Origin of the sequence: Diaphorobacter sp. HDW4B (assembly GCF_011305535.1) — a bacterium.
Lineage (GTDB): Bacteria > Pseudomonadota > Gammaproteobacteria > Burkholderiales > Burkholderiaceae_C > Diaphorobacter_A.
On record NZ_CP049905.1, the window covers coordinates 72,430 to 87,913 of the forward strand.

Consider the following 15,484-nt stretch of genomic DNA (forward strand, 5'->3'; position numbering starts at 1 on the left):
GGCTACTGGAATTCCCGTAGAGCGGAGCCTCGGCAAATCAGGCATCCAGATAGCGCATCTGACTCGGTTCGATTCCAAGGCGCACCGCCGTGCCCGTCGGCAACATGCCAACGCCCGCGTAATGCGGCTGATCGGCCACGACTGCCACATCACCCACCCGCACGCGATAACGCGAGAATTCGCCAAGGAATTCGGCGCTCTCCACCTGCCCATCCATCCAGATGCGCGACGCATCGCCCGCATCGTCACGCACCGCAATCTGCACCTGATGCGGACGAAACGACACGGCCGCGCGCCCGACAGCCGGGGCTTCCGAAGGCCTGGGCAAGCGCAGATTGCCAATACCGGGAACATGGAACGACAAAGACTCGCCGCTCACCTGCATCACCTCGCCTTCCAGCACATTCGCCGTGCCCACAAAGCCTGCGACAAAGCGGTTGACGGGATAGTCGTACAGGCCCGCTGCGGAACCCACCTGTTGCAGCACGCCCTTGTCCAGCACGGCCATGCGGTCGGCGGTGGTCATGGCTTCTTCCTGATCGTGCGTGACGAAGATGGTGGTAAGCCCAAGCTTATGCTGCAGATTCTTGAGTTCCTCGCGCATCTGCACGCGCAGCTTTTTGTCAAGATTGGAAAGCGGCTCGTCGAGCAGCAAAAGCTTGGGCTCGATCACCACGGTGCGCGCGAGCGCAACGCGTTGCTGCTGACCGCCCGAGAGCTGCCCCGGCCTGCGCTGCGCGAACTGCGAGAGCCCGACCAGATCGAGCACCTCGCCCACCTTGCGCTTGATCGCATCGCGCGTTTCGCGGCGCTCCACCAGGCCGAATGCCACGTTGTCGAACACGCTCATGTGCGGCCACAGTGCGTAGTTTTGAAATACCATGCCGATGTTGCGCGCATGGGGCGGCACGGACGTAATGTCCTGCCCTCCCACCAAAAGCTCGCCGCGCTGATGTCGGTTGAAGCCCGCAATCAAACGCAGCAGCGTGGATTTGCCGGAGCCCGAAGGCCCGAGCAGTGCGAAGAATTCGCCCGGTTCGATCTTGAGATTCACGTCGCGCAGCACCTCGTTGTTGCCATACGAGAGGCTGATGTGACGGCATTCGAGCGATACAGGATTGAGTTGCATATGTGGTCCCAACCTTTCCATTCAAACCGACTGCACCGTGGCGCGCGAACGCTCCACAAAGCGGTGCGAGAAATACGTTCCGAGGCCCACGACGAGCACGGCGAGCACCCCCAGCGCCGCACCCGGACCACGGCCAGACACGCTTTGCATGTAGAGATAAATGCCGTAGCTCATGGGCGCCTGGCTCTCGCGCGAGACCAGCATGATGGTGGCCGACAGCTCCACCGCAGCGGTGATGAAACTCGTCACAAAACCCGCCATGATGCCGCCCGCCATGAGCGGCACCATCACGCGGCGAATCACGCTCATGCGCCCTGCTCCCAAGCTTTGCGCCGCTTCTTCGAGCGAGATATGCACCTGCTGCAAAGCAGCCATGCACGAGCGCAGCGCATAGGGCAAGCGCCGCACGGCATATGCCAGCATGATGAGCACCCACGACGCGATCAACGGCGTGTCGGTGAACGGCAGATTCACGCCACGGAACATGCGCAGATAACCAATCGCAAGCACGAGGCCCGGAATCGCCAAAGCCACAGAAGCCATGTAATCCAGCCATTGCCGCGCAGGCAGTTTGGTGCGCAGAATCAGATACGCAATCGCGGTGCCGATCACCACGTCGATGGTGGCCGACAGCAGGCAATACAACAGCGTGTTGCCGATCATGCTGCTGGAGTCGTTGAATACCGTGGCGTAGTGCTCCAGCGTATAGCTGTCGGGCAGCACGGAAAAGCTCCAGACCTTGGCAAACGACATCAGCAGAATGCCGAAATGCGGAGCAAGCACGACCAGCAGCACCAGCACGATCCAGCCATAGGCAAGCACAGCCTCCCATGCACTCAGCTTGCGCTTTTGCAGCGCGCTTCCACCCTTTTGCAGCGTGGCGTAATCCTTGCCCTTCATGACGCGCGCAGACATCCACAGCGCGACGATGGAGAACACGATCATGATCACGCTGATCACATAACCCAGCGGATCGTCGAGTCCCACGGAGGTGATGCGCAGATAGGCTTGAGGCGCAAGCATGTTGGTCACGCCCATGACCAGTGGCGTGCCCAGATCATCGAACACCTTCACGAAAACCAAGGCCGCACCGGCGAGATAACCGGGCATGGCGAGCGGGAAGATGATTCTGCGAAAAAGCCGAAAACCGCGCGAACCCAGGTTAAGCGCCGACTCTTCCATCGCACCATCGATATTGCGCATGGCCGCGACGAGGTTCAGCAGAATGAATGGAAAGTAGTGAATGCTCTCCACAAACACCACGCCCACGAGTCCATCCATGATGGGAATGGTGAAGCCAAACCAGTCATCGAGCAGCAGATTGACCGACCCACTGCGCCCGAAGATGAGCTGCAGCGCAACGGCGCCCACGAACGGCGGCATGATGAGCGGCAGCACGCCCAAGGTTTGAATCAACAGCGCACCGCGAAACTCGAAACGCACCGTGAGATAAGCCAGCGGCACCGCAATCACGCTGGCAAAAAACACGCTGGCAAGCGACACCAACACGCTGTTGATGAAGGATTCGGTGAACACCGTCTGACCAAAGAAATTGGCGAAGTGGCCGAAGGTGAGGCTGCCTGTTTCCGTGACGAAAGCCGTGTAGATCACCATGCACACCGGGATGATCAGAAACACCAACAGGAACAATCCGATGAGGATGAATGCGATCCACGGGCCTATGCCCGACATGGCAGAAGCGCGCACAGGCACATTGCCTACGGCATCTTGCGCGGAGACATTGGTACTCATGAGGACTCTCCCGCAATGCGCTGCTGATGCAACGATTCACTCAGAAAACAAGCACACCAAAGGCTTTTCATAAGAGTCTCCACGCATTCAACATTCCGAAGCAGCGGGCCAGCGAAGTGGTCGAGGCACTTGGAACCTCCAACCACAACGCCGAGACAAGGCTTGAGACGAGGCGTCGCCGACGCAGACAGTGCTTCGGTACTGGCCAAGGAGGCGCTACGAAGGATCAAGCCCTGTATCGGCGTCTTCGCACGAATCACCAACCGAAGCCGAAGGCTTCGTCAACAAGTCAAAGAACCACAGTTACTTCGCCATTCCCTTGGCTTGCTGGGCTAGTTGCAACGCCTTGGCATAGTTGGACTTGGCCTTGTCGGCCCACATCTGCTCCAGACCAGTCAACTCCTTGGCAACCGCCACATCGCGACGGCTCTTCTTGAAGAGTTCAAGGAACTGCGGATCCTTGGCATTGCCCTCGCCCACCAAAGGCGAATAAGCCAGCGAACGCGCTTGCGACAACAGCTCCTTGCCTTGCGCATTCGGCTTGGCCTTGAGTGCCTTGTCGGCTTCCTGAATCGCCTTGGTCGCGGCCTGCAATTCCTTCAAACGGAAAGTCACCATCTGGTCGAACAGATTGATCACGACCTGATAACGCGACTCGGCCAGATCGGTGTTGAAGTGCACCTTGGCACGCTTGGCGACTTCCTGCGGAACGGGGTAGCCCGCGGGCGCTTTCAACGTGTTGTACGGCAAGATGGGCAGACGGCTGATCTTGGGATCGAACAGCAGTTGCTGGCCGGCCGTGGACATGGTGAACGCCATGAACTTCTTGGCCTCGTCCGCGTTCTTCGCACCCGCAATCAGTGCAATGTTCGCGGGCACAACAGCCGTCATCGTCGGGTAGACAAAGTCCACCGGAAAGCCCGAATACTTGCCCGCCAAACCAAAGAAATCGATGACGATGCCAAGACCGTATTGGCCGTTGTTCACGCCATCAGGCACAGCAAAACTGCGATCGGTGACCGCCGCCGCATTGCCCATCATTTCAAGCAGTTGGCCCCAGCCCTTTTCCCAACCTTCGCCCTGCAGAATCGTCTCGACGGTCAACTGCGTCGTGCCCGAGCGCGAGGGCGACGAAATCGCCACATGACCAAAGTATTCGGGCTTCGTCAGATCGCTCCATTCCTTGGGCGCTTCGAGCTTGTGGGCCTTCAAGTAACGCGTGTTCCACATGATCCCGTAGCCCGCCAGCGCCTGGCCGTAGTACATGCCTTCGGGGTCATTGAGCGGGAAGTTGCCGATCTTGGCCGGCGCATTCTTGTTCACCGTTTCGGGCGCTGGCGTGAGCAGCTTGCCGCGCGCGAGCACCTCGAACGCGTCGGGCGCGCTCGCCCACATCACATCGGGCCGCTGGCCTTCGGGCAACTCGCGCACATAGGCCACGGATGCCGTCGTGTTCTTGTTCAAAATCTCGATCTTGATGCCCGGATTCGCCGCTTCAAACGCCTTTTGATAAGCACTCGTCAGCTCTTTGGGAAACGAGGTGAGCACCGTCACCGTTCCCGCCTGCGCAAGGCCTGCACTCCAAACGAAACCCGCCGAAATCGCCGCTGCCACCCAAGTCTTCTTCTGCATGTGTTGTCTCCTGAATGTGATGGGGGATGCTCGGACTCTAGTCGCGCTCCCACTATTGGGCCAATCACAAGTTTTGATGCGGCATATCAGTCAACCGAGTGGTCGGGTTAACCCGTGATCGTGCGGCTCATGAAAGTTCTGACCACATGGTGCAGAGGGATTGGAAAAATTTTCGTCACTTATTGCTCAAATTGAGCATAATCCGCGCATTCCAGCTTTCCCATGCAATGAGCCACCGGGATCAGGAGACAGACATGACATTGAAGACCGTGCAATACGACCACCCCCACCTCGTGCTGGGCGGTGCCGCCTGCGGACTGAAAGACGCGTGGGCGCGTGTGCCGCAGGAACAAAGCGCTGCGGAAAAAGAACGTGCCATGCAACGCATTCGCGAGTTGCTGAAAAAGCGCGATGCGGTGATCGTCGCGCATTACTACGTGGACGGCGCATTGCAGGAACTGGCACGCGAGACCGGCGGCTGCGTTGGCGACTCGCTGGAAATGGCCCGCTTTGGAGCGGAGCATCCTGCCTCCACACTCGTTGTGGCAGGCGTGCGATTCATGGGCGAGACAGCCAAGATTCTGAGCCCCGAAAAAACCGTGCTCATGCCCGACGACGAGGCCACCTGCTCGCTCGATCTGGGCTGCCCGGCTGACGAATTCAGCCGCTTCTGCGATCAGCATCCGGACCGCACTGTCGTGGTCTACGCCAACACCAGCGCGGCGGTAAAAGCGCGTGCGGACTGGGTCGTGACCTCGTCAGTCGGCAAGGAAATCGTGGCGCATCTGCATGCGCGCGGCGAGAAGATTCTGTGGGCGCCCGACCGCCATCTGGGCGCATACATCCAGCAGCAGACCGGTGCCGACATGCTGCTCTGGCAAGGCTCGTGCGTGGTGCATGACGAGTTCAAGGCCGACGAGCTGGCCCTGCTCTCCAAGGAATACCCGGAAGCCGCGATCCTCGTGCATCCGGAGTCGCCCGCAGCCGTTGCTGCGCTCGCGCATGTGGTGGGATCGACCACGCAACTCATCTCCGCCGTCGGCAAGTTGCCAACTAATCGCTTCATCGTCGCGACCGATCAGGGCATCCTGCACGACATGCAGAAGCGCTACCCCGACAAGCACTTCATGCCCGCTCCTACTGCAGGGCAAGGCGCTACCTGCAAGAGCTGCGCGATGTGCCCGTGGATGGCGATGAACAGCCTGGGGGGCATCGAGCAGGTGCTGACGTCCGAGGTCGGCTCCATCGAACTCGATGCCACGCTCGCCGAGGCCGCACGCCGGCCCATCGAACGCATGCTGCGCTTTGCGGCGCAAGCCAAACAGCGCGTGCGCGCCAGCGGTGAATTCGCGCAGGACGGCGCGCTGTTCAAGCACTACGGCCCCGCCTGAAGCTCAACGAAAGAGAGTGATCATCATGACCGCATCGCGCACCACGGACGTTCTCATCATCGGCGCAGGTCTGGCCGGAATGGCGACCTCGCTGTCTCTGCCGCAGCATCTGCAGATCGACATGCTCAGCAAGGGCCGAATCGACGAATGCGCCAGTGCCTGGGCACAAGGCGGCATTGCTGCGGTGCTCGATCCACAGGACAGCGTGGACGCGCATGTGAACGACACGCTGATTGCGGGCGCTGGCATCAACAAGCTGCTTGCCGTGCGCCAGATCCTCTCCCAAGCTCCTGCTGCAATTGCTTGGCTGATCGAACAAGGCGTGGAATTCGATCGGATGGAGGATGGCCAGACGCTGCACCTGACGCGCGAAGGTGGACACAGCCATCGCCGCATTGCGCATGTGAAAGACCGAACCGGCTTGGCGGTGCAGCAAGCATTGCTGCGCGCCTGCCGTGCTCGCGCGAACATCCGCATTCATGAGTCACACGCAGCCATCGACCTGCCGCACGCACATGCCTCTTCTGCCAACACCTGCTTTGGCGCTTGGGTGCGCGAGCCCGATGGCAAGGTCACGCCCTGGTTGGCTGGACACACGGTGCTCGCCACCGGCGGGCTGGGGCAATTGTTTTCGCGCAGCACCAATCCATGGACGGCGACCGGCGACGGCATTGCCATGGCCGCGCGTGCCGGATGCGCCGTGCAGGACATGGAGTTCGTGCAGTTTCATCCGACCGCATTGCAGGTCAATGGGCGCGCTGCAGGCCTCGTCACCGAAGCGCTGCGCGGCGAAGGCGCATTGCTCAAACTGCCGAATGGCGAGCGCTTCATGCCACGCCACGACGAACGCGCCGAACTGGCTCCGCGCGACATCGTCTCGCGTGCGATTCATACCGAAATGCAGCGCGGCAATCTGGCGTTCGTGCATCTCGACATCTCGCACCAACCACGCGAATGGCTGGCCCAGCATTTCCCCGGTGTGATGCAGTTGTGCGCAAGCCATGGCATCGACATCGCAAGCCAGCCAATTCCCGTCGCGCCTTGCGCGCACTACGCATGCGGTGGCGTGCGGGCGGAAGTCAACGGCACGACTGATCTGTCGAATCTGCATGCCGTGGGCGAAGTGGCCTGCACCGGCCTGCACGGCGCGAATCGGCTTGCCAGCAATTCGCTGCTTGAATGCGTGGTCATGGGACGTGCGGCCGCACAGGCAATCGCTGCATCCAAGCCCGCGAAGGCCACACCACAATCCGCCCTACTGATGGGCAGCGCCGGGCAATCTACTGTCTCTGGTGTCGAGCAGATCTCGCCGATTGCGCAAGTGCTTGCGCAACTGATGGATGAATGTGTCGGCATTCAGCGCAATCAGCAGGGACTTGCCCAGACCGCGCGCCAGATCAGCGCTTGGCAGCACATGCTCGGCGCAGCAGATCCGGCCCTCCGCAATCGTCTGGAGGCCAGCAGCCAGATCGTGAATGCTGCGCTGCAACGGACGCACAGCTGCGGTGCGCATGCCCGTACCGATGACATTTCCTCCGAGATAAACAATCCGGAAACTGAAATGATGTGAATCAAATCACACAATCGATCGCATCAACATACCGTATCGTTGAAACGGCATTTTCTCCAATACTGCCGCGAAATATCGATATTAAAAACATAGCAAATACGGCTATTCCACAAACTGTCGTCTCGAATGTCAATTTCACAAGATAAAATGCCCGACATCGTGAGACTCATGGTTTGCTATGAAAAAGAACTACTCAGACTCGCCTGCCAAGCCCAGTGTCCAAGTATTGGAACGAATGTTTGTGCTCATTGATGTTTTGGCCTCGCGCGAAGAAGCCATTTCACTCAAGGAAATCAGCGAAAAGACGGGCTTGCATCCTTCCACCACCCACCGAATCCTCAACGATTTGACGATTGGTCGCTTTGTCGATCGTCCCGAATCGGGCACCTACCGCCTCGGCATGCGCCTGCTGGAACTCGGCAATCTGGTGAAGGCGCGCCTCTCGGTGCGCGACGCGGCCATGGCCCCCATGCGCTCACTGCACAAGCTGATCCAGCAACCCGTGAACCTGAGCGTGCGTCAGGGCGACGAAATCGTCTACGTGGAGCGCGCCTACAGCGAGCGCTCGGGCATGCAGGTGGTGCGCGCGATTGGCGGACACGCGCCGCTGCATCTGACCTCCACCGGCAAGCTGTTCCTCGCCGCCGACGATCCACAACGCGTACGCGCCTACGCCACGCGCACCGGCCTGCCCGGCCACACACGCAACAGCATCACACAGTTGCCCATCCTCGAACGCGAACTGGGCAAGGCCCGCCAATATGGCATCGCGCGCGACAACGAAGAGCTGGAATTGGGTGTGCGCTGCATGGCCGCTGGCGTGTTCGACGACCAAGGCCAACTCGTGGCCGGTCTGTCGATCTCGGCTCCCGCCGATCGTCTCGATGAAAACTGGTTGCCCAAACTGCAGACCACAGCCAAGGAAATCTCTCAAGCACTGGGTTTCAACGAAGGCCAGCGCACAGCTTTCAACGGACCGATCACGAACTGACCCGTTCAGCATTCGTTCGCTCAAAGCAAAAAACCGCGCAATGCGCGGTTTTTTATTGGCTGCGAGAAGTGACCAACTCGCTCAGCTGTTGCCGTGATCCGAACGCGCCATCATGTGGCCACCGGGATGCGAGCGCTGCTCCACCCAGTTGCGCACGCGCTCGGCATCGGCCAGACGGCTGAACTTGCCTGCGGAATCGAGGAACACCATGATCAGCTTGCGGCCAGAAACCTGCGCCTGCATCACCAGGCAACGACCGGCTTCGTTGATGAAGCCCGTCTTCTGCAGGCCGATATCCCACGATGGGTTCTTCACCAGACGATTCGTGTTGTTGAACTGCATCGTGCGGCTTCCGACTTCGACTTCGTAGCTTGGCGACGTGGTCAGTTCACGCAGCAGCGGGTCGTTGTGCGCCACGCTGACGAGCTGTGCCAGATCGCGGGCGCTCGCCTGATTGCTGCTCGACAGACCGGTCGGCTCCACATAGTGCGTGGAACGCATGCCAATCTGCTGCGCCTTGGAATTCATCTTCGCGACGAACACGTTCAAACCACCTGGATAGGTACGACCGAGCGCATGAGCTGCACGGTTTTCACTCGACATCAGCGCCAGATGCAGCAACTCACCGCGGCTGAGCGTCGTGCCCACCGACAGACGCGAACGGCTGAATTTCTCCGTGTCCACATCATCCTGTGTGATGGTGATGGGTTCGTTCATGTCCAAGCGTGCTTCGGACACCAGCAGACCGGTCATGAGCTTGGTGAGCGAGGCGATGGGCAGCACGGCGCCCTCGTTCTTGCTCAGCAGCACTTCCTTGGTGTCCTGATCGATGACCAACGCCACGCTCGACTGCAGCGCAAGCGGATCCTGAACTTCGTGCAAGCCCGCAATCTGCCCGAAGGACTGCGGTGGCGGCGTGTAGGCCACGGTGCGAACGGGAGCCTTGGCGCTGCGTACGGAAAGGCGATTGGATTTGCTCAGCGATGCGGTCACGCGGCCTGCTTTGCCGCGTGGCGCTTCGGCAGTTTTGCGCGCCTGCTTTTCAGTGGACTTGGCTGCCTGGCGTTTTGCACCAGAAGAAACAGCCTGCTTCTTTGATGCAACCGCTTGTTTCTTTTTCTCGGCCGCATGCACTGCTGGTGTGGCCAAAGAAACGCTCAAGGCCACAAAGGCCAGTGCGTGAAAAAAGCGGGCGACGATGCGATTACGAGCTTGCATCAAGATGCTCCAAGCAGCAAAAAACGGTTTCAGTGTACACAATCAAAAAAAGTCGCACAAGATCAAGAACTTATGCGACTCTTCAAGAAAGTGAGTTAATTATAAAACCGTGCTCATCCTTGCGCAGCCACTCGTTCCGATTTACTTTGTAACTTATTCAACGCACTCAGATAGGCCTTGGCTGACGCAACCACGATGTCCGGGTCCGCACCCACGCCATTGACCACTCGGCCGCTGCTCTGAAGACGCACGGTCACCTCACCTTGGCTCTCGGTAGAACCGCTGATGGCGTTGACCGAATACAGCACCATTTCGGCACCGCTCTTCACGTGCGACTCGATGGCCTTGAGCGATGCATCGACCGGTCCGTTGCCTTCCGATTCGCCTTGAACTTCCTTGCCTTCAGCGGTAAAAACCACTTTGGCATGAGGGCGTTCACCGGTTTCGCTGTGTTGAGAAAGCGACACGAAACCGAAGGCTTCCTTGTGATTTCCGGCATGTTCATCACTCACCAGCGCAAGGATGTCCTCGTCGAAGATGTCGCTCTTGCGGTCGGCCAGTTCCTTGAAACGGGTGAACGCGGCGTTGATCTCGCCTTCGCTCTCCATCTCCACGCCGAGTTCCTGCAAGCGCTGCTTGAACGCGTTGCGACCGGAGAGCTTGCCCAGCACGATCTTGTTGGCAGCCCAACCCACATCTTCGGCACGCATGATTTCGTAGGTGTCACGCGCCTTGAGCACGCCGTCCTGGTGAATGCCGGATGCGTGCGCGAACGCGTTGGCACCGACGACCGCCTTGTTCGGCTGCACGACGAAACCCGTGGTCTGGCTGACCATGCGGCTGGCGGCAACGATGTGCTGCGTGTCGATGTTCACGTCAAGACCGAAGTAGTCCTTGCGCGTCTTGATCGCCATGACGACTTCTTCGAGCGAGCAGTTGCCCGCGCGTTCGCCGAGGCCGTTGATCGTGCACTCGACCTGACGCGCGCCGCCGATCTTCACACCCGCCAGCGAGTTCGCCACAGCCATGCCCAGATCGTTGTGGCAGTGCACGGACCAGATCGCCTTGTCCGAGTTCGGAATGCGCTCGCGCAGGTTCTTGATGAAGTCGCCGTACAGCTCGGGAATCGCGTAGCCCACGGTATCGGGCACGTTGATGGTGGTCGCGCCTTCGTTGATCACCGCTTCGAACACGCGGCACAGGAAATCCGGATCGCTGCGGTAGCCGTCTTCGGCGCTGAATTCAATGTCGCCGCACAGATTGCGCGCAAAGCGAATCGAGCTGACCGCCTGATCGAACACCTGATCAGGCGTCATGCGCAGCTTCTTTTCCATGTGCAGCGGGCTGGTCGCCAGGAACACGTGGATGCGCGCACTGTTGGCACCGGCCAGCGCCTCGGCCGAACGTGCGATGTCCTTGTCGTTGGCACGCGAGAGCGAGCAGATGGTGGCGTCCTTGACCGCACCCGCGATGGAACGGATGCACTCGAAATCGCCATTCGAGCTGGCGGCAAAACCGGCCTCGATCACATCGACTTTCAGACGCTCCAGCAGACGGGCGATGCGCAGCTTTTCATCCTTGGTCATCGAAGCGCCAGGCGACTGCTCGCCGTCACGCAATGTGGTGTCAAAAATAATCAGTTTGTCAGTCATCGTGGTCTCCAGAACGCCGCACACAGGCAGCTCCGTCAATTAAAAAGAACCGTTATCCAAGCGCAAAAAACAAAAAAGCCCGCTGCGCTTGCATACGGGCCATCGGATGAACAGTTCGCTCGCGCGCCAACATCACAGCCCGAAGGGCAGTAGAGCTAGGGCGAGGGCCAACGTTTTCATAGAGCGACAATGTAGCACAACCGACTTGTTTGTTGGTTTTCGTATGGAACTGCAAACCAAACGAATCAACACACCCTTCCCCGCTCCCGCCTGTCAGAGCGAACCTCCGAAGCGCAGCAGGCGCTCGAACCAAACACCACAACGGCAATACAGCCCCTCAGGCTAGGCGTCGAAGCCGCAGACAGTACTCTCGTACGGCAAGGCTTCGCAACAACGCATGAGGGGCTGTATTGCCGCCTCAAAACGATCAACCAATCGAAGCCAAGGGCTTCGTCCACGACAAAAACAAAACACAAAAAAGAAAACGCCCCGAAGGGCGTTCTCAGTGTTGATCAGAAGATCAGTTGCGGGTCTGGTCGACCAGCTTGTTCTTGGCAATCCAAGGCATCATCGCGCGCAGCTTGCCGCCCACGATTTCGATGCTGTGGTCAGCCGTGTTGCGGCGACGTGCAGTCATCGAGGGATAGTCCAGACGACCTTCCTGGATGAACATCTTGGCGTATTCGCCGTTCTGGATGCGCTTCAGAGCGTTGCGCATGGCCTTGCGGGACTCTTCGTTGATCACTTCAGGACCTGTCACGTACTCGCCGTACTCGGCGTTGTTCGAGATCGAGTAGTTCATGTTGGCGATACCGCCTTCATAGATCAGGTCAACGATCAGCTTGAGTTCGTGCAGGCATTCGAAATATGCCATTTCAGGAGCGTAGCCGGCTTCGACCAGGGTTTCGTAACCCATCTTGATCAGCTCGACAGCGCCACCGCACAGAACGGCTTGTTCGCCGAACAGGTCGGTTTCGGTTTCTTCCTTGAAGTTGGTCTCGATGATGCCGGCCTTGCCGCCACCATTGGCCATGGCGTACGACAGGGCCAGGTCACGGGCCTTGCCGGACTTGTCCTGATGCACGGCCACCAGGTGAGGCACGCCGCCACCTTGGGTGTACGTGTTGCGCACGGTGTGGCCTGGAGCCTTGGGAGCCACCATCCACACGTCCAGATCGGCACGTGGCACGACTTGGTTGTAGTGCACGTTGAAGCCGTGAGCGAAAGCCAGCGATGCGCCTGGCTTGATGTTCGGTGCGACGTTGTTCTTGTAGACCTCGGCGATTTGCTCGTCGGGCAACAGGATCATGACCACGTCAGCAGCCTTGACTGCGTCGTTCACTTCCAGAACATTCAGGCCAGCCTTGCCAACCTTGTCCCAGGAAGCGCCGCCCTTGCGCAGACCGACCACGACCTTCACGCCGCTGTCGTTCAGGTTTTGTGCGTGAGCATGGCCTTGGCTGCCGTAACCAATGATGGCAACGGTCTTGCCCTTGATGAGGCTCAGATCACAGTCTTTGTCGTAGAAAACTTTCATATCGGCTCCGGGGGGTTTGGGTCTAGGGTTGGAAAAAGGAAAACTCAGGAATATAGATCGCGTTCTGAACGGCGGGCGTCAGTATTTCAATAAACGAACTGGCCAACCCGTCCGTATTACATTCAGACACGCAAAATGCGCTCGCCACGGCCGATGCCGCTGGCGCCAGTGCGCACTGTTTCGAGAATGGCTGTGCGGTCGATCGCCTGCAGGAACGCATCGTTCTTGCTTTGGTCGCCGGTCAGCTCCACTGTGTAGCTCTTGTCGGTCACGTCGATGATGCGACCACGGAAGATGTCGGCCATGCGCTTCATTTCCTCACGCTCCTTGCCGACGGCCCGCACCTTCACCATCATGAGCTCGCGCTCGGTGTAGGAGCCTTCGGTCAGGTCGACCACCTTCACGACTTCGATCAGACGGTTCAGGTGCTTGGTGATCTGCTCGATCACGTCTTCCGAACCGGTGGTCTGTATGGTCATGCGCGACAGCGATGCGTCCTCGGTGGGAGCCACGGTCAGCGATTCGATGTTGTAGCCACGTGCGGAAAACAGTCCAACCACGCGCGACAGGGCACCGGGTTCGTTTTCCAGCAGGACAGCAATGATGTGTTTCATAATGAGAGAGTCCTCTTCTCGCTGCCCTCCCCTGATGTCGGTAAACACTAGGCTCGGCAGGCAATAGATTCGTCAAAAAGTTGCCATTCTCGCGAATGGCGATGGAGGACCGGGAGCGGGATTACCCCAGCAGCCCGGCATTATGGATGGTTGCGCTTGGCGAAGTCTTACAGATCTTCCGCGCCGAGCAGCATTTCGGTGATGCCCTTGCCGGCCTGCACCATCGGGAACACGTTCTCGGTGGGGTCGGTACGGAAGTCCATGAACACCGTGCGGTCCTTGAGCTTGCGGGCCTCGCGCAGTGCGGGCTCCACATCCTGGGGACGCTCGATCAGCATGCCGACGTGGCCATAGGCCTCGGCCAGCTTCACGAAGTTGGGCAGAGAATCCATGTAGCTGTGGCTGTAGCGGCCCGAGTACTCGATTTCCTGCCATTGGCGCACCATGCCCAGATAGCGGTTGTTCAGCGCGCAGATCTTGATCGGCGTGTTGTACTGCAGGCAGGTAGCCAATTCCTGAATGTTCATCTGCACCGAGCCTTCGCCGGTGATGCAGAACACTTCGGACTTCGGCTTGGCCAGCTTGATGCCCATGGCGTAGGGAATGCCCACACCCATGGTGCCGAGGCCACCGGAGTTGATCCAGCGACGTGGCTCGTCAAAGCGGTAATACTGCGCAGCCCACATCTGGTGCTGACCCACGTCGGACGTGATGTAGGTGTCCGCATCCTTGGTCATGTTCCACAGCGTGTCGACCACGTATTGCGGCTTGATCACGCTGGTGTTGTCGCGGTCATAGGCCAGGCAATCGCGGCTGCGCCATGCTTCGATCTGCTTCCACCATTGCGCCAGCGCGCCTGCGTCGGCACGGGTCGTGGTTTCGTTGATCATGTTGATCAGCTCGGTCAGCACATCCTTCACATCGCCGACGATGGGCACATCCACCTTCACGCGCTTGGAGATGCTGGAGGGGTCGATGTCGATGTGGATGATCTTGCGATCGTTCTGCGCGAAGTGCTTGGGGTTGCCGATCACGCGGTCATCGAAACGCGCACCCACGGCCAGCAGCACATCGCAGTTCTGCATGGCGTTGTTGGCTTCGATGGTGCCGTGCATGCCCAGCATGCCGAGGAACTTCGGATCGGAGGCGGGGAACGCGCCCAGACCCATCAGCGTGTTGGTGACTGGGTAGCCCAGCATATTCGCCAGCGTGCGCAGTTCATTGGACGCATTGCCGAGCAGAACACCGCCGCCGGTATAGATATAGGGGCGCTTGGCCGTCAACAGCAGTTGCAGAGCCTTGCGGATCTGGCCGCCGTGACCCTTCTTGACCGGGTTATACGAGCGCATTTCCACAGTCTGCGGATAGCCGTTGTATGCGGTCTTCTTGAAGGACACGTCCTTCGGGATGTCGACCACCACGGGACCGGGACGGCCTGTGCGGGCGATATGGAAGGCCTTCTTCATCGTCATGGCGATATCGCGCACATCCTTCACCAGGAAGTTGTGCTTGACGATGGGACGCGTGATGCCGACGGTGTCGCACTCCTGGAAAGCATCCAGGCCAATCGCTGGCGTGGGCACCTGACCGGAAATGATCACCATGGGGATCGAATCCATGTAAGCGGTGGCAATACCAGTGACTGCGTTCGTCAGGCCCGGGCCTGATGTGACCAGCGCAACGCCGACATCACCCGTGGCGCGGGCATAGCCATCGGCCGCATGCACTGCCGCCTGTTCGTGGCGCACCAGCACGTGCTGCATGGTGTCCTGCTTGTACAGGGCGTCGTAGATATAGAGAACGGCACCGCCAGGGTAACCCCAGATGTACTGGACGTTTTCAGCCTGGAGCGACTTGATGAGAATTTCGGCGCCCATCAGTTCTTGGGAGCCAGTAGCTGCGCCGCTGGTTGCTGCGGCTGCCGACGAGATTTCGGCCTTGGAGATTTCCATGATGAACCTTTGTGAATTTCTCTAACGAAAAACCTTGGGTGCCCCT

At 59.3% G+C, this 15,484-nt stretch carries 11 protein-coding genes; 3 read left to right on the forward strand and 8 right to left on the reverse strand.

Annotated elements, in window-relative coordinates; genetic code table 11:
- Positions 1-37 precede the first annotated feature (37 nt).
- From G7048_RS00350 to G7048_RS00360, 3 genes are all read right to left on the reverse strand, one after another.
- Positions 38-1,129: an ABC transporter ATP-binding protein gene (locus G7048_RS00350; protein ID WP_166066256.1), complete on the reverse strand. Its 1,092-nt coding sequence runs from the start codon at positions 1,127-1,129 to the stop codon at positions 38-40.
- A 21-nt stretch (positions 1,130-1,150) separates the two neighbouring features.
- A complete protein-coding gene (locus tag G7048_RS00355; protein ID WP_166070711.1) occupies positions 1,151-2,821 on the reverse strand; it encodes an iron ABC transporter permease in 1,671 nt (556 codons plus the stop codon).
- Positions 2,822-3,184: 363 nt separating this feature from the next.
- On the reverse strand, positions 3,185-4,513 hold the full coding sequence (locus G7048_RS00360; protein WP_166066257.1) for an ABC transporter substrate-binding protein: 1,329 nt from the start codon (positions 4,511-4,513) through the stop codon (positions 3,185-3,187).
- Between the two features lie 254 nt (positions 4,514-4,767).
- Here G7048_RS00360 and nadA point away from each other — a divergent pair, with 254 nt between their 5' ends.
- From nadA to G7048_RS00375, 3 genes are all read left to right on the forward strand, one after another.
- The gene (nadA, locus tag G7048_RS00365) at positions 4,768-5,904 is read left to right on the forward strand and encodes a quinolinate synthase NadA (protein WP_166066258.1); all 1,137 of its coding nucleotides are present in this window, start codon (positions 4,768-4,770) and stop codon (positions 5,902-5,904) included.
- A 25-nt stretch (positions 5,905-5,929) separates the two neighbouring features.
- On the forward strand, positions 5,930-7,474 hold the full coding sequence (gene nadB / locus G7048_RS00370; RefSeq protein ID WP_166066259.1) for an L-aspartate oxidase: 1,545 nt from the start codon (positions 5,930-5,932) through the stop codon (positions 7,472-7,474).
- A 178-nt stretch (positions 7,475-7,652) separates the two neighbouring features.
- Positions 7,653-8,465 (forward strand): IclR family transcriptional regulator, encoded by an 813-nt coding sequence (locus G7048_RS00375; protein WP_166066260.1) that lies wholly within the window; start codon positions 7,653-7,655, stop codon positions 8,463-8,465.
- Between the two features lie 81 nt (positions 8,466-8,546).
- On the opposite strand, the gene G7048_RS00380 is transcribed toward G7048_RS00375, so the two are convergent.
- The 5 genes from G7048_RS00380 to G7048_RS00400 form a co-directional block, all read right to left on the reverse strand.
- A complete protein-coding gene (locus G7048_RS00380) occupies positions 8,547-9,683 on the reverse strand; it encodes a D-alanyl-D-alanine carboxypeptidase family protein (protein WP_166066261.1) in 1,137 nt (378 codons plus the stop codon).
- 113 nt (positions 9,684-9,796) lie between these two features.
- A complete protein-coding gene (locus tag G7048_RS00385) occupies positions 9,797-11,335 on the reverse strand; it encodes a 2-isopropylmalate synthase (protein WP_166066262.1) in 1,539 nt (512 codons plus the stop codon).
- 520 nt (positions 11,336-11,855) lie between these two features.
- Positions 11,856-12,872, reverse strand: coding sequence for a ketol-acid reductoisomerase (gene ilvC, locus G7048_RS00390; protein WP_166066263.1), 1,017 nt, complete (start codon positions 12,870-12,872; stop codon positions 11,856-11,858).
- Positions 12,873-12,994: 122 nt separating this feature from the next.
- The gene (gene ilvN, locus G7048_RS00395) at positions 12,995-13,486 is read right to left on the reverse strand and encodes an acetolactate synthase small subunit (RefSeq protein WP_166066264.1); all 492 of its coding nucleotides are present in this window, start codon (positions 13,484-13,486) and stop codon (positions 12,995-12,997) included.
- A 167-nt stretch (positions 13,487-13,653) separates the two neighbouring features.
- Positions 13,654-15,438 carry an acetolactate synthase 3 catalytic subunit gene (locus G7048_RS00400; protein ID WP_166066265.1) on the reverse strand — a complete coding sequence of 595 codons (1,785 nt, stop codon included), beginning with the start codon at positions 15,436-15,438 and terminating at the stop codon, positions 13,654-13,656.
- Positions 15,439-15,484 lie beyond the last annotated feature (46 nt).

Coding starts and splice junctions, on each gene's coding strand:
- G7048_RS00385 (WP_166066262.1), bottom strand. CDS start 11,335: ATGACTGACAAACTGATTATTTTTGACACCACATTGCGTGACGGCGAG.
- ilvN (WP_166066264.1), bottom strand. CDS start 13,486: ATGAAACACATCATTGCTGTCCTGCTGGAAAACGAACCCGGTGCCCTG.
- nadB (WP_166066259.1), top strand. CDS start 5,930: ATGACCGCATCGCGCACCACGGACGTTCTCATCATCGGCGCAGGTCTG.
- G7048_RS00380 (WP_166066261.1), bottom strand. CDS start 9,683: ATGCAAGCTCGTAATCGCATCGTCGCCCGCTTTTTTCACGCACTGGCC.
- G7048_RS00400 (WP_166066265.1), bottom strand. CDS start 15,438: ATGGAAATCTCCAAGGCCGAAATCTCGTCGGCAGCCGCAGCAACCAGC.
- nadA (WP_166066258.1), top strand. CDS start 4,768: ATGACATTGAAGACCGTGCAATACGACCACCCCCACCTCGTGCTGGGC.
- G7048_RS00360 (WP_166066257.1), bottom strand. CDS start 4,513: ATGCAGAAGAAGACTTGGGTGGCAGCGGCGATTTCGGCGGGTTTCGTT.
- G7048_RS00355 (WP_166070711.1), bottom strand. CDS start 2,821: ATGTCGGGCATAGGCCCGTGGATCGCATTCATCCTCATCGGATTGTTC.
- G7048_RS00375 (WP_166066260.1), top strand. CDS start 7,653: ATGAAAAAGAACTACTCAGACTCGCCTGCCAAGCCCAGTGTCCAAGTA.
- ilvC (WP_166066263.1), bottom strand. CDS start 12,872: ATGAAAGTTTTCTACGACAAAGACTGTGATCTGAGCCTCATCAAGGGC.
- G7048_RS00350 (WP_166066256.1), bottom strand. CDS start 1,129: ATGCAACTCAATCCTGTATCGCTCGAATGCCGTCACATCAGCCTCTCG.